Annotated in this window: 9 protein-coding genes; 6 read left to right on the top strand and 3 right to left on the bottom strand. The window is 54.9% G+C overall.

Translation table 11 applies throughout. From position 1 onward, the window contains the following. From ACFQ14_RS08570 to ACFQ14_RS08545, 6 genes are all read left to right on the top strand, one after another. Nucleotides 1–6,343, top strand: a 6,343-nt coding sequence (locus ACFQ14_RS08570) for an Ig-like domain-containing protein (RefSeq protein WP_377212312.1), incomplete at its 5' end; no start/stop codon positions are given. Nucleotides 6,344–6,624: 281 nt separating this feature from the next. Next, on the top strand, nucleotides 6,625–8,397 hold the full coding sequence (locus tag ACFQ14_RS08565) for a type I secretion system permease/ATPase (RefSeq protein WP_377212311.1): 1,773 nt from the start codon (nucleotides 6,625–6,627) through the stop codon (nucleotides 8,395–8,397). Continuing rightward, nucleotides 8,394–10,109, top strand: a complete 1,716-nt coding sequence (locus ACFQ14_RS08560) for an HlyD family type I secretion periplasmic adaptor subunit (protein WP_377212310.1) — start codon at nucleotides 8,394–8,396, stop codon at nucleotides 10,107–10,109. Before ACFQ14_RS08565 ends, ACFQ14_RS08560 begins: the two co-directional genes overlap by 4 nt. Before the next feature lie 170 nt (nucleotides 10,110–10,279). After that, nucleotides 10,280–12,085, top strand: coding sequence for an ABC-F family ATP-binding cassette domain-containing protein (locus ACFQ14_RS08555; RefSeq protein WP_377212309.1), 1,806 nt, complete (start codon nucleotides 10,280–10,282; stop codon nucleotides 12,083–12,085). 4 nt (nucleotides 12,086–12,089) lie between these two features. Continuing rightward, nucleotides 12,090–12,623 (top strand): hypothetical protein, encoded by a 534-nt coding sequence (locus tag ACFQ14_RS08550; protein ID WP_377212308.1) that lies wholly within the window; start codon nucleotides 12,090–12,092, stop codon nucleotides 12,621–12,623. Nucleotides 12,624–12,720: 97 nt separating this feature from the next. After that, complete coding sequence (locus ACFQ14_RS08545; protein WP_377212307.1) at nucleotides 12,721–13,227, top strand: CBS domain-containing protein; 507 nt, start codon at nucleotides 12,721–12,723, stop codon at nucleotides 13,225–13,227. A gap of 20 nt (nucleotides 13,228–13,247) precedes the next feature. Here the strand turns inward: ACFQ14_RS08545 and moaA are convergent, their stop codons facing one another. Genes moaA through ACFQ14_RS08530 form a run of 3 tightly spaced genes read right to left on the bottom strand, consistent with a single transcriptional unit; the run spans nucleotide 13,248 to nucleotide 15,228 of the window. Beyond that, entirely contained in the window at nucleotides 13,248–14,267 is a 1,020-nt protein-coding gene (moaA, locus tag ACFQ14_RS08540; RefSeq protein WP_377212306.1) for a GTP 3',8-cyclase MoaA, read from the bottom strand. Between the two features lie 42 nt (nucleotides 14,268–14,309). Beyond that, a complete protein-coding gene (locus ACFQ14_RS08535) occupies nucleotides 14,310–14,621 on the bottom strand; it encodes a restriction endonuclease (protein WP_377212305.1) in 312 nt (103 codons plus the stop codon). Next, complete coding sequence (locus ACFQ14_RS08530; RefSeq protein ID WP_377212304.1) at nucleotides 14,605–15,228, bottom strand: trimeric intracellular cation channel family protein; 624 nt, start codon at nucleotides 15,226–15,228, stop codon at nucleotides 14,605–14,607. The genes ACFQ14_RS08535 and ACFQ14_RS08530 overlap by 17 nt, the downstream gene beginning before the upstream one ends. Nucleotide 15,229 lies beyond the last annotated feature (1 nt).

Below are 15,229 nucleotides of genomic sequence, written 5' to 3'. Positions count from 1 at the left end.
GGAAGACGGCTTCACGGGCGATGCTACGTTCGACTACACGGTTGAGGACGAAGACGGCCTGACGGACACAGGTTCTGTGACGGTTGCTGTCTCTGACAACACGGTCGATGCGATCGATGATGATATTGGTACGCGTCAGGATACGCCTGTCACGATCCCAGTATTGGACAACGATGTCGATCCGGATGGTGACACGTTTGAAGTCACCGACTTCGATACGACGACCGCCAATGGTGGCACGGTCACGCAGAATGCCGATGGTGAATTGGTTTACACGCCAGCTCCAGGCTTCTCCGGTTCGGACACATTCGAATACACGATCACGGATGCCAAGGGTAACACCGACACGGCGACTGTTTCCGTCCACGTTGACGAGAACACGACGAACGCTGTCAACGATGAGCGGGAAACCGACTTCGACACGCCAATTACGATTGATGTACTCGGTAATGACAACGATCCGGAAGGTGACACGTTTGAGGTCAGCGACTTCGATGCCACGTCAGCGAACGGTGGCACGATCACCGAGAATGCCGACGGCACGCTGACGTATACGCCTGCGGCAGGCTTTGAAGGCACGGATACGTTCGAATACACGATCACGGACTCGATGGGCGCGACCGATACGGCGACGGTGACTGTCACCGTAGGCGAATCTGAGCTTCCGCCAGTTGCGGAAGACGATCAGGCTGCGCTGGATGCGCCGGGTGGTTCCGTCACGATTGATGTTCTCGCGAACGACGATGATCCGGATGGTAACAATGCGAACCTGACTGTGACCGACTTTGACGCAACCACACCAAACGGTGGCACGGTTACGCAGAACGCTGACGGTACGCTGGAATATACCGGTGCACCGGGCTTTGAAGGCACAGACACGTTCGAATACACGATTACGGATGAGGATGGCCTGACAGACACGGCTACTGTGACCATTGTTGTCGATGCAGCTCCAGTTCCGCCAGTTGCGGAAGACGATACGGCTGCGAACCCCGGCACTGGTGGTTCTGTCACAATCGATGTGTTGGCGAACGACGATGACCCAGATGGTGACAATGCGAACCTGACGGTCACGGACTTCGATATGACAACGCCGAATGGTGGCACCGTTACGCAGAATGCTGATGGTACGCTGGAATACACGCCAGCACCGGGCTTCACCGGTGGTGATACCTTTGAGTACACAATCACCGATGAGGATGGCCTAACGTCAACTGCGACTGTTGTCATTACGCCGGTGGAAAGCACTGTCGATGCTGTCGATGACAACACAACGACGGATGCCAACATGCCTGTCTCCATCGATGTGCTCGGCAACGACACAGACCCTGATGGCGACACGTTTGAGGTCACTGACTTCGATATGACGACCGCCAACGGTGGCACGGTCACCGAGAACGCTGACGGCACGCTGGAATACACGCCAGCTGCGGACTTCATCGGCACGGACACGTTCGAATACACGATCACCGATGAGACCGGTGTGACTGACACGGCTACTGTGACGGTGACCGTTGAGCAGCCCAATGACACCGACGCTGTCGATGACACGGCCGAAACCACGCCGAGCACACCAGTTGTAATCGACGTTCTGGCTAACGATGTGGACGCTCAGGGCGACTCACAAAGTGTCCAGTCCTTCACCAACGGCGCGAACGGCACTGTCGCTCAAAACGCTGCTGGCGAGTTGGTCTACATTCCGAATGCGGGCTTTGAAGGCACTGACACGTTCACCTACACGGTGGTCGATGCTCAAGGCGCAACGGACACGGCGACCGTTACGGTCACTGTGGCAGCTGACAACGATACGAACGCTGTTGATGATGCGGAAACGACGAATGTCGATACTCCGGTCACAATCGATGTTCTGGCGAACGACACTGACGATCAGGGCGATGCTCAGACTATTCAGTCGTTCGATATGACTTCTGCTGAAGGCGGCATGATCGCCCAGAACGCCAATGGTGAGTTGGTCTACATCCCACCAGCAGGTTTCGTTGGAACGGACACGTTCGAATACACTGTGGTTGATGCCGAAGGTGCAACGGATACGGCGACCGTTACAGTGACCGTTGAGCAGCCTAACACCACCGACGCGGTGGACGATGCGGCCACGACGACGCCGGGCACAATGGTGATGATCGATGTTCTAGCCAACGATGTCGACGATGAGGGCGATATCCAGACGATCACCAGCTTCGACGGCACGTCGGCTAACGGTGGCACGGTGTTGCGCACGGGTGATGGCCAGTTGGTCTACATTCCGGCGGCTGGCTTCCAGGGTGAAGACACATTCACCTACACGATCACTGACGCTCGTGGTGCAACGGATACGGCGACTGTGACTGTCACAGTTGGCGAGCCAAACTCAACCAACGCTGTTGATGATGCCGCTGAGACGATGGTCGATGTGCCCGTCACGATTGATGTGCTGGCGAACGACACGGACGATCAGGGCGATGCCCAGTCGATCCAGTCATTCGACATGACATCGGCCAACGGTGGCATGGTTGCCCAGAACGCCAATGGCGAACTGGTCTACATCCCGCCAGCAGGCTTCATGGGTACCGATACATTCGAGTACACTGTTGTCGATGATGACGGCGCAACGGATACGGCGACTGTGACTGTCACTGTTGGCGAGCCGAACGACACCAACGCCGTCGATGACGACGCTACGACAACGGTTGGTGTGCCTGTCACGATTGATGTGTTGGCGAACGACACGGACGATCAGGGCGATGCTCAGACGATCCAGTCATTCGACATGACGTCTGCCAATGGTGGCATGGTTGCCCAGAACGCTAACGGCGAACTGGTCTACATCCCGCCAGCAGGCTTCACCGGTACAGATACGTTCGAGTACACGGTCATTGATGAGCGTGGCGAGACGGATACGGCGACTGTAACTGTCACAGTTGGCGTGATAAATGACACCAACGCTGTTGATGATGCGGACACGACCGCCCTCAACACGCCTGTGACGATAGATGTGTTGGCGAACGACACGGACGATCAAGGCGATGCGCAGTCGATTGACTCCTTCGACATGACATCGGCCAACGGTGGCATGGTGCTGCAGACGGGTGACGGACAGCTGGTCTACATCCCAGCGACCGGCTTCACCGGAACCGATACTTTCGAGTACACCGTGATCGATGCGCAAGGCGCGACGGATACGGCGACTGTCACGGTTACCGTTGAAGCCCCGACCAACAATCCGCCAGTGGGTAAGGACGATATGGCTGACACGCCGCAAGGCACGCCAGTTGTCATCGATGTTCTTGCAAACGACAGCGATCCGGATGGCGACCCCATCATGGTAATGATGGTCGGCACGGCTCAGAACGGCACGGTTGTGCTGAATGATGACGGAACTGTCACCTACACGCCAAACGATGGCTTCACTGGTATGGACAGCTTCACATATGTGCTGAAAGACGATCAGGGCGGCAGCGATGTTGTCAACGTGATGGTCAATGTCGAGCCAGACAATAACGACCCGGATGCGGTTGATGATGCGACAGTGAACACGGGCCTGCCCCAGTTCATCGACGTGCTCACCAACGACAGCGACCCGGACATGGACCCGCTGACCATCATCGGCACAACGCCGCCATCCAATGGCTCGGTCATCGTGACGATGGACGGACAAATCGTCTACATCCCGAACCCTGGCTATACCGGTCCGGACGAGTTCACCTATACGATCTCTGACGGTAAAGGCGGCACGGATACGGCGACGGTAACGATCACCGGCGACGACAACGACACGACCGCTAACGACGATGCGGATACCACGAACATCAACACGCCTGTGACGATTGATGTTCTGGCGAACGACACGGACGATCAGGGCGATGCCCAGATGATCCAGTCGTTTGATCCGACTTCTGCCAATGGTGGTACGGTTGCGCAGGGCGCAAACGGTCAGCTGGTCTACATCCCGCCAACGGGCTTCACCGGCACGGACACGTTCGAGTACGTGGTTGTTGACGACCAAGGTGCAACCGATACGGCGACCGTTACGGTCACCGTGGTTGACCCAACGCCGAACGACACGACCGCTAACGACGATGCGGATACCACGAACATCAACACGCCTGTGACGATTGATGTTCTGGCGAACGACACGGACGATCAGGGCGATGCCCAGATGATCCAGTCGTTTGATCCGACTTCGGCCAATGGTGGTACGGTTGCGCAGGGCGCAAACGGTCAGCTGGTCTACATCCCGCCAACGGGCTTCACCGGCACGGACACGTTTGAGTACGTGGTTGTTGATGACCAAGGCGCAACCGATACGGCGACCGTTACGGTCACCGTGGTTGACCCGACGCCCAATGACACCACAGCCAACAACGATGTGGCGACGACGGACTCCGGCACGCCGGTCTCCATCGATGTTCTGGCGAACGACACGGACGATCAGGGCGATGCCCAGATGATCCAGTCATTCGATCCAACGTCGGCCAATGGTGGAACGGTCACCCAGGGTGCTAACGGCGAATTGGTTTACACACCAGCCGCTGGCTTTACGGGAACAGATACGTTCACCTACGTGGTTGTCGATGACCAAGGCGCGACGGATACGGCGACTGTCACGGTGACGGTCAACAACCAGAAACCTGATGCGGTCGACGATGTGGCCACGACAGGCGAAGGCGATCCGGTTGAGATCATGGTTCTCATGAACGACAGCGATCCAGAAGGTGATCCACTTTCGATTGTGTCGCTCGGCACACCGGCCAACGGCACCGTTGCTATCGGTCCGAATGGCAAGCCGATCTACACGCCGAACCCGGGCTTCACTGGCATGGACACGTTCACCTACACGATCACGGACGGAAACGGTGGCTTCTCCACTGCGGAAGTGAAAGTGACGGTGGAAGCTGATCCGGATCTGCCACCTGTGGCTGTTGACGATGCGGCAACAACGCCATCCGGCACGCCGGTTGCGATTGATGTTCTCGTCAACGACAACGATCCAGATGGTGGAATGGTTACAGTGACTTCTGTCACCAACGGCGCCAACGGTACGGTCACAATCGGTGCGGATGGCCGCCCGGTCTACACGCCGAACGCTGGCTTCACCGGCACGGATACGTTCACCTACGTCATCACTGATGATGAGGGTGAGACCGATACGGCCACGGTCACGGTTACCGTAGAAAATCAGGATCCGGACGCTGTGGATGACACCGCAACGACCACCGAGGGCGACCCCGTCTCCATCATGGTTCTGATGAACGACAATGATCCGGAAGGTCAGGATCTGACCATTATTGGAACGACCAACGGTTCCAACGGCATGGTCACGATTGGTGCGGACGGCAAGCCTGTCTACACACCGAACGCTGGCTTCACTGGAACGGACACGTTCACCTACACGATCTCCGACGGAAACGGCGGAACGGATACGGCGACCGTGACGGTTACGATCAACCCTGATCCGAACCGCCCACCGGATGCAGTGGATGATGTGGCGGATGCCAGCGATGGCACCCCTATCATGATTGACGTGCTCGGTAATGATAGTGATCCGGATGGTGATCCGCTGATGATCATCGGAACTACACAGCCAGGCAAAGGCACGATCATTGTTCAAGCCAATGGCATGATCCTCTACACGCCGAACGCAGGTGCTACGGGAACGGATACCTTCACCTATACGATCAAGGACGGTAATGGTGGCGAAGACACTGCAACCGTAACGGTTGATCTTGGTCCTGACCCGGCTCCTAACGTTGATCCGGTTGCTGTTGATGACATGAAGACAGTCGATCTTGGTGATCCAATCGTCATCGATGTACTCGAGAACGATACGGACGCCGACGGCGATCCGCTCGAAGTCATCAACGTCACGGATGGCACCAACGGTACGGTTACGATCAACGCTGACGGCACTGTTACCTACACGCCGAACGATCCGAACTTTACTGGTATGGATATGTTCACCTACACCATCTCCGATGGTAACGGTGGAACGGACACGGCGGTCGTCAAGGTGACGATTGAGGACGATGAGCCGAACATGATCATGGGCACCGAGGGCAACGATAAGTTGATCAAGGGCACCGATGGTGATGACCTCATCCTTGGTAAAGGCGGCCACGATTGTATCGAAGTCTCCAACGGCGACGATATTCTCGACGGCGGCAAGGGCTTCGACCTCGTGACCTTTGGTTCCGGCTCATCTTCGGACTACACGTTCGAAGCCAACTCGGACGGAACGGTAACGGTTGTCGGCGACACAGGTACCGATCTCCTGATCGATATCGAAAGCGTCTACTTCGAAGAATCCAAAGAGTGGTTCAAAATCGAAGATCTGGTCGATCACTAATCTGACCGGACAAAGAAATTACCGCCCGTTCTTGACCAACGGGCGGTAACCCTCAGCCCGCCAAACGGGCTAAGGTGGAAGAAGACCTCATCTTGCAAGAGATGGGGTCTTTTCCATTTTTGCGCCCAGTTTCTGGCCGATATACGCGGTTTGATCTTGGAGTTATGTACTCGGAGGGGAGCGACGTTTGGGTTAACAGCTCCTATCCAGAAAATGTTAGGGTTTTACGATCATACTTCTGTGGGATTCCGCGGGTATGTTTTGCGTAAAGAGGAATGACGGTGTTCAAAGGTAGCCTGAAATGGATTGCGATCTTCTCGATTGCGGTCAATCTGTTGGTCATCGTCCCGGCGTTGCACATGTTGCAAATATACGACCGCGTTTTGTCGTCCAACTCTCTGGAAACATTGATTTATATCTCTCTCATTGCCATCGGTGCGATGATCCTGTTTGGCATTGCAGAGGCGGTCCGAGGCGTGCTTGCGCAGCGGGCATCGGCCAAATACACCGTGGAGGTGGCCGATCCGCTGTTCTCTCGTTTGGCCGCCAGCAATGGGCGGGTGCAAAGCTCGTCTTATTTGCGTGATTTCAACAATGTGCGCAGCTTTATATCTTCACGCACGCTTGTCGGCCTGTTTGACTTGCCGTTTACGCCGTTCTTTTTGCTGCTGATGTTCCTGCTGCACTGGACGTTGGGCGTGGTTACGGTCGTTGGCATGGTTTTGCTGGCCGCTGTCGCATGGCTCAACAAAACCATGACGGCAGAAAAGAGCGAGCAGGCGAAACAGTTTGATGTAGGCGCGCTTACTTTTGCTCAGTCTGTTTTTTCGCGTTCTGAAGACATCCGCGCCATGGGGCTTTTGCCATCAATCATGGAGCGTTGGGGCACGCAAATGGGCATGTCGCTGCGCGCCAGCGATGAGGCTGCTTCACAGGCTTCCGCATTTTACGGAACGTCAAAAGCTGTCCGCAAAGTCTTGCAGATTCTTATCATGGCTTGGGGTGCGTATCTGGTTATCAATGGCGTGATTTCCGGTGGTGTGATCTTCGCCGCCTCAATGATTTCTGGCCGTGCGCTCGGTCCAATCGAGCAAGTGATCGGCGGCTGGGATCGCATTGCGATGGCTCGTGACGCTGATAAGAATATCAAGGAGCTTTTGGCTCAAAGCGATGGCGACGAAGACAAAATTCGTTTGCCTGAGCCGGCTGGCCATATCTCTGTCGAAAATCTGGTGTGGAATCCCCATGAAGAGGGCAGTGGTCCTCCAATTTTGGACGGTATTTCATTCGATCTTGAAGCGGGAAAAACGCTTGCAATCATCGGTCCGTCCGGTGCTGGCAAGTCTACGGTCGCCAAGGCCATTGTCGGGGCTTTGAATTTGGACGAAGGCCAGGTGCGTCTTGACGGTGCTGAGCGCAGCCAGTGGCCCGAAGATCAATGGGGAGAAAGCGTGGGCTATGTTAGCCAGGAAATTACCCTATTTCCCGCAACGCTTGCAGAAAATATTGCGCGGCTGGAAACCCGTCCAGACGAGCGTCGCGTGGTTGCAGCCGCTCAGGCTGCCGGTGTTCACGAGATGATCACACGCTTGAATGATGGCTACGGGACTGTGATTGGTCCGGGTAAAATCATGTTGTCCGGCGGGCAAAAACAGCGCATCGCGCTTGCCCGTGCGCTCTATACAAACCCGCGTGTTCTGGTTCTGGACGAGCCGAACGCTCACTTGGATGCCGAGGGCGAAGAAAGCCTTGTTCAGGCACTGGAACGGGCCAAAGCGCAGGGCCGCACCATTATTATCATCACTCAGCGCAGGTCCGTTTTGCGTGCGGCTGACTATGTCTTGACGATACGTAATGGCAAGGTTGATGCCTATGTTGCCGCAAATTTCGATGATCAGGGCAAGCAGCGCAGTGGGCCGAAAACAGTGACGGCGAAAACCCAACGCATTCCAGTGCAGTCTCCACGCAGCGAAAAGCGCGAGCGTTCAAGCAAGGCGTCCGCCGCAACGGCTGAAAGTGTCGGTGGTTCTGCGGGATTGGGAGAATCGGTATGAAGCCCAACGATATTCTTGCGATGTTAGAAGAGGCCGAAAAGCTGGCCGCCAAAAACCATGGGTTGAGAACTTCTCGTGGTGGTGAAGATGCGCCTGCGCATGTTGTTGATGACGTTCCCGATATGGAAACACCCGAATCCTCGGCTGAGACTCACACACCAGACTCCGGGCCAACCCAGCAATCAGCTTCCAGCGGTGCTGCCGCGACGGCTGCCGCTGCGGCTTCGGCCAATGTGGGTGAAAAAGTTCCGCTCGGCAAAATTGACCCCGTAAAAAAAGAAGTGCCAGCAGATGCTGCTCAAACGGCTGCCGCACCTTTAGGCGCTGACAAAAACGCACCACGCGAATTGACGGCGTCGTGGGGCGATAATGTTCCCACGGGTCACAAAAGCATTGTCTCAAAAGGGCTGATGTTTGTTTTCGGTTTTTTGCTGATCTTCGGTCTTTGGGCTGTTTTGTCTCCGATTTCGTCTGCGGTTGTTGCAGGTGGCAAGATCATTTCTACTGGCAACAATAAACTGGTGCAGCACCCCGATGGTGGCGTTGTGCGCGAAATTTTGGTTCGAGATGGATCACAGGTCAAAGCGGGTGATCTGCTTTTGACGCTCGATCGCAGCGCCAAGCAGGCCGAACTGACGCGATTGATGGCGCGGCAACGAACCCTTCTGGCCCGGAAAGCTCGTTACGAAGCTGAGCAACGTGGCGAGAGCGTAATTGGACCCGTTAGTGTTCCAGCAACTGATGACACGTTATCCAACCTGCGTGGCGGGCAAGGCATCATTGATGAAGTGGCTGTGCAGGCGCAGCAACAGGCAAGCCCTGTTTTGGAAGAACAGCGGCGTGAATTTGAAGCTGCGCGGAACCGTCTTGCAGCGCAATTGGAGACAATTGGGCGTCAAATCGAGACCTTCAAGGAGCAAAAGCTAGGACTGGAAGCACGCTTAGCCGGTGGGCAGCGACTGCTCGCTTTGACCGAGCGTGAACTATCGCGCGTGAGGCCGTTGGCTGATGAAGGCTTCTTGCCGAAATCCCGTCTCTGGGATTTGGAGAAGACGCAGCTTGAACAAATCACATCCGGCCAGAACCTCCGCTCTGAAATTGAAGCTACGAACCAACGTATTGCTGAAGCTACGTCAAAGCTGACCGAAATTCAGGAAAATGATCGTGAGAAACGCTCTGAGGAGATGACTAAAATCATCGGAGAATTGGCGGAAATTCGCGATCAAATTCCAGCAGCACAGACGGCGTTGGACCTAACTGAACTTCGCGCTCCTGTTGCCGGAACCATCGTTAATTTGAGCGCCAATACAACCGGTGGTGTCGTTCCAGCGGGGCAACCGATTGCTGAGATCGTGCCGCTCGATGCTGAACTGCTGGTCGAATTCCGCGTTCCGCTCAATAAGGCCAAGCAAGTGCAGCCAGAACAGGACGCACGTGTGACTATAACCACTTTGAACCGTCGTCTTTATGATCCAATTGATGCAACGGTAACTTTCGTTTCCGCTGATTCAATAACGGATGAGCAGACAGGAGAGAGCTACTTTCTCGCTCGTGCCCGTATGCGTGATACGCCGGGCAAGAAAACGGGTATTGATGAAGTGCGTAACGGAATGGCCGCGGAGGTGTATGTTGTCTCCAATCCACGCACATTTGTAGCCTACGTCATGCAGCCTTTGGTTGACAGCTTCCACCGTGCGTTCCGCGAGCAATAACCGCTAAGCAAGCCCTTTCATTCTACGAGTGAATGGTGTTTGTCTCTGAGCGAAACTCGCTAGCAGATTAGACACAAATGCGGTTGGTTGAACGGATTCGAGAGCGCTCTATTGCGGTTTCTGAGCCTCGTTCTGCGAACACTGCATGTTTCGTTGACACGGTATTATAAATGGCGCCCCCGCTTCTCGCACTTCGTGACACAAAACTGACATTTGGTTCCACACCACTTCTCACGGGTGCGGATTTGGCTGTGCACGCTGGGGAGCGATTGTGCCTTGTGGGGCGCAATGGATCTGGAAAGTCAACGCTGCTGAAGATCGCGGCCGGATTGGTCGAGGCTGATGGCGGCGAGCGGTTTGTGCAACCGGGGACGACCATACGCTACTTGGTGCAAGAGCCAGACCTAACTCCCTATGATAGTATCGAAGCTTATGTTCTTGACGGATTGGAGGAGGGCGACGATCTCCATCGCGCTGCGCGGATGATGGAGGCGCTGGGATTGGATGGAGCGTCGGTCACGACGAATCTCTCTGGGGGCGAAGCGCGGCGCGCTGCGCTGGCTCGCGCACTCGCGCCTGATCCGGATGTTTTGCTTCTGGACGAACCAACCAATCATCTGGATCTTCCTGCGATTGAATGGTTGGAGCAAACGTTGAAGGCTTGCCGCTCTGCGTTGGTGATGATTTCGCACGATCGACGTTTTCTTGAAAATCTTTCGCGTCAAACCCTTTGGGTGGACAGAGGCGTAACACGCCTTTTGGCCAAGTCTTTCGCGTCTTTCGAGGACTGGCGCGATACCCTTTTGGAGCAAGAGGAATTAGACGCACACAAACTCGACCGCAAGATTGTTCGTGAAGAGCACTGGGTAACTCACGGCGTTTCCGGACGCCGGAAACGCAATATGAAGCGGCTTGGCGACTTGGGTGCGTTGCGTCAACAACGGGCCGAAAGACTGAAACCGCAAGGCTCAGTTTCGATGACGGTCGTTGAAGCGGAGACTTCCGGTAAGTTGGTAGCGCGCGTGGAGGGTGTTTCCAAGAGTTTCGAAGATCGTACGCTGGTGCGAGACTTTTCCACCCGCATCGCCCGCGGGGAACGGCTCGGCATTGTGGGACCCAACGGGGTTGGCAAAACCACGCTTGTCAAACTTCTCATCGGCGAGTTGCAACCGGATGAAGGCAAGGTAATTCATGGTGCAAATCTGAATATGTTGGTGGTTGATCAAAAGCGAACAACCTTGAGCCCAGACATGACTGTGCGCGAGGCACTTACAGGTGGTGGTTCGGACGTCGTCTCGGTTGGAGATGGCACGAAACACGTGCAGGCGTATATGAAGGATTTTCTGTTCTTGCCGGAACAGGCTGGTACTCCCGTTCACGTTCTTTCCGGTGGCGAGCGCGGACGGCTGGTTCTGGCTATGCAATTGCGCCTGCCATCGAATTTTCTAGTCTTGGACGAGCCAACAAACGACCTCGACCTTGAGACTCTAGACTTGTTGCAAGAAATGATTTCTGACTATCAAGGCACGGTCATTGTGGTGTCTCACGATAGAGACTTTCTGGATCGGATTTGCACGTCAGTCGTGGTTCCTGAAGGTGAGGGGCAATGGCAGGAATATTCCGGCGGTTATTCTGATATGCTGAGCCAACGCGGTGAAAACCCTTTTGCTCACAAAAAAACAGGTGGCGAAAAACGCGGGAAAGAAGCGGTGCGCGCCAAACCGAAGACTGCATCATCCCTTAAATTAACCTTCAAGGAGCAGCACGCCCTAGACACGCTTCCGCATGAGATGGAAAAATTGGAAGGCGATATTGCAAAGCTAAATAAAGCGTTGGGTGAGCCGAACTTGTTTGAAAGCAATCCAGCGCGTTTCAACAAGCTGGTCGATACGCTGGCCGAGCGACAGGCAAAGCTTACAGAGTCTGAAGAAACCTGGCTTGCGCTGGAGATGAAGCGGGAGGAATTGGAGAGTTAGAATAATGAATGCTGAGGTGAAGGAATTCGAGGATATGTTGACGGGCGGACATTCCAATTCATTGGGCCGCACCCTCGAAGTTGTTGATGCTGTGCTTGCTGATCGCTCCCGGCATCGAGATCTTTATCAGTGCTATTTCAGTGAGGATGAAGTCGTGCGACTGCGAGTTTCTAACGCCATGAAACGGGTGACCATCGAGCATCCTGATTGGGCGATGGATTTTATGGATGGTCTCCAGAGCGACGTAGCCGCTATCGATCAAGCCTCCACCCAATGGACGCTAGCGCTGCTGTTTGACCTTACGCGCGATCTATTGAGTGATGAGCAGAAGTCTCGGGCTATCGAAATCATGCAGCGAAATTTGGCAAACCATGATGATTGGATCGTCCTCAACAATTCTATGAAAGTGTTGGCGAAGTGGAGTGTCGACCAGCCTGAACTTGGTGCATGGCTGAAGCCTCACCTTCAGCGGCATTCGCATGATGCTAGAAAAAGTGTCTCCGGGCGTGCGGAAAAACTGCTCTTGGAATTGGGCTAAACAGGTCGCCGAATGTGGCAATAGGTTGCAGGCCGTATTTTGACCTCTGCATGTGTTAGCTTGCTGCACGCAAACCTAATGCAGATGGAGGTTACTGATGCGCATTATTGACCGTATTGAATTCAAATCTAAGCCGAAACCGCTGACCACCCATCAGGACACTTTGGTTTCGGAAGCTGTGGCTGAAATGTCAGCGAAGAACTACGGCTCTGTCGTCGTTAACGGCGATGACGGAAAAATGGTCGGATTGTTCACCGAGCGTGATGTGATGAAGCGGATCGTCAATGCGGGGCTTGACGCTAAGAAAACCAAAATCGCAGACGTGATGACACGAGATGTGCGCACTGCTGGACCTGAAGACAGCGTTCATGACTGGCTTCGGATTATGTCCAACGAGCGGTTCCGACGTTTGCCGGTGATTGACGAAAACGGTGATGTGATCGCCATCATGACCCAGGGCGATTTCGTTTCTTACACATGGCCCGATCTTTTGGCGCAGGCCAACGAGGCTCTCAACAAGGCTACACCAAAGTATTTTCAAGCGTATCTCTTGATCGGTGCTGCAATGCTCTATTCGCTAGTGCTTGTTTGGTTCCTCACCTGAACCAAACGCACGGATTTTGGTTAGCCCCCGGTTACGCTCATATGGCGTAATACGGCGGGAGCCTCACCCTCGCGCTCGATAATGAAATCGTGACCCTTCGGTTTACGGCTGATCGCCTCGTCAATCGCATCTGATAGCAAGTCATTGCCTTCCGATGCGCGAAGCGGCGCGCGCAGATCGGCCGCGTCATCCTGGCCCAGGCACATGTAGAGTGTGCCTGTGCAGGTGAGGCGCACCCTATTGCAGCTTTCGCAGAAATTATGTGTGAGAGGTGTGATGAAGCCGAGGCGGCCGCCAGTCTCGGCGATTTCAACGTATCGCGCAGGCCCGCCAGTCTTATAGGGAATTGACGTGAGGTTCCACTTTTCCTCAAGCCGAGAACGGACGAGGGACAGCGGTAAATATTGGTCGGTGCGGTCTTCGTCGATCTCGCCCAAAGGCATGGTTTCGATCAGGGTGAAGTCGTGGCCTTCGCCATGCGCCCACTCGATCATGTTCTCGATTTCAAATTCGTTCACACCTTTCAGCGCCACCGCATTAATCTTCACTTGAAGACCGGCTGCATTTGCAGCAGCTAAGCCCTCCATCACTTTTCCTAGCTGGCCCCAGCGGGTGATTTGTTGGAACTTCTCCCGATCCAACGTGTCGATTGAAACGTTGATCCGCCGCACGCCGCAATCGGCAAGTTCCTGGGCATATCGCGCCAATTGTGAGCCGTTGGTTGTCAGAGTTAGCTCTTCAAGTGCGCCCGTTTTTAGGTGACGCGAAAGATTGCGGATGAGTTCCATGATGTTCTTGCGCACCAGTGGTTCCCCACCGGTGAGACGCAGTTTGCGCACGCCTTTTTCGATGAAGGTAGAGCAAAGCCGATCAAGTTCTTCCAGTGTCAGCAATTCGCGCTTTGGCAGGAAAGTCATGTCTTCTGCCATGCAATAAACGCAACGGAAATCGCAGCGGTCCGTCACGGATACCCGCAGATAATCAACTGTTCTGCCAAACGGATCGATCATTGGGTTTGTGGTTTTTTTCAGCAGGTTCATGCGATCAGCCTAGACAAGATTGGCGTTTAAAAAAAGACAAAATCAGCGCTTGCGCCGCCGAAGGCTCTTCTGCGTGCGGGGGTGAAAGTCTGGCGGCTTGTTGGCGAGCCATTTGATGAAACCGGCCAGATGGGGATGAGCGCGAAGTTTCGCGGGCGTGTCGTAATCTCGTGCCAGTTCTGCCTCCGTCAGTGTCGCGTGAATTTCGTTGTGGCAGGCGTGATGAAGCAGAATCGTGGGGCCGCCGCGACCGCCTTTCAGTTTTGGAATAAGGTGGTGCAGCGATTGTTTTGCGTGCGGCGGTATTGGCCGCAGGCAAAGGCCACAGGCTGGAATTTCATCGTTGTTCGTCATCGTAGCGCGGGAAGGGCAGGGACCAGTTGTATCGGATCGCAAGCATGCGTAAGGCGAAAGCAAAAACAAACCCTGCAGATGCGCGCAGTTCAAAGCCGATCGATTGCGGAAGAATTATATACAATGCGGCTCCTGCTAGGGCTGCTGTTATGTATATTTCTTCTTGTAGAAAGACGGGCGTATCGTTGCAAACGACATCACGGATGATGCCACCAAAGCTCGCCGTCATCGCGCCCAGGAGAACGCAAATGAAGGGATGGGCATTCAGCGTTTCGGCCTTTGCCGCTCCAAGGACGGCGAAAAGCGCGAGGCCCAGTGCGTCCGCAAAATAGAGGCCTGCAAGCCTGCGACCCAACAAAGGCTTGTTGAGCGTGGCAACCAAGATGGCGATCGCGATGCATATGAAAAGATCTGTCGGATCCTTGATCCAAGCCAGCGGGGTGTCACCAAGCAGCAAATCGCGTGCTGTCCCCCCGCCAATTCCGGTGAGCGTCGCAACGAATGTTACGCCGACTATGTCCAACCGGTTCCGTAGGCCCGCAAGCGCACCGGACACGGCAAAAACCGCAGTTCCCAATTGGGCCAAAGTGGGGAGAAAGCTCTCCAAG

It is taken from the genome of Pseudahrensia aquimaris, assembly GCF_042676045.1.
Lineage (GTDB): Bacteria > Pseudomonadota > Alphaproteobacteria > Rhizobiales > Rhizobiaceae > Pseudahrensia > Pseudahrensia aquimaris.
The sequence above is the reverse complement of the archived record's forward strand: the minus strand, read 5'-3'. Positions and strand labels throughout refer to the sequence as shown.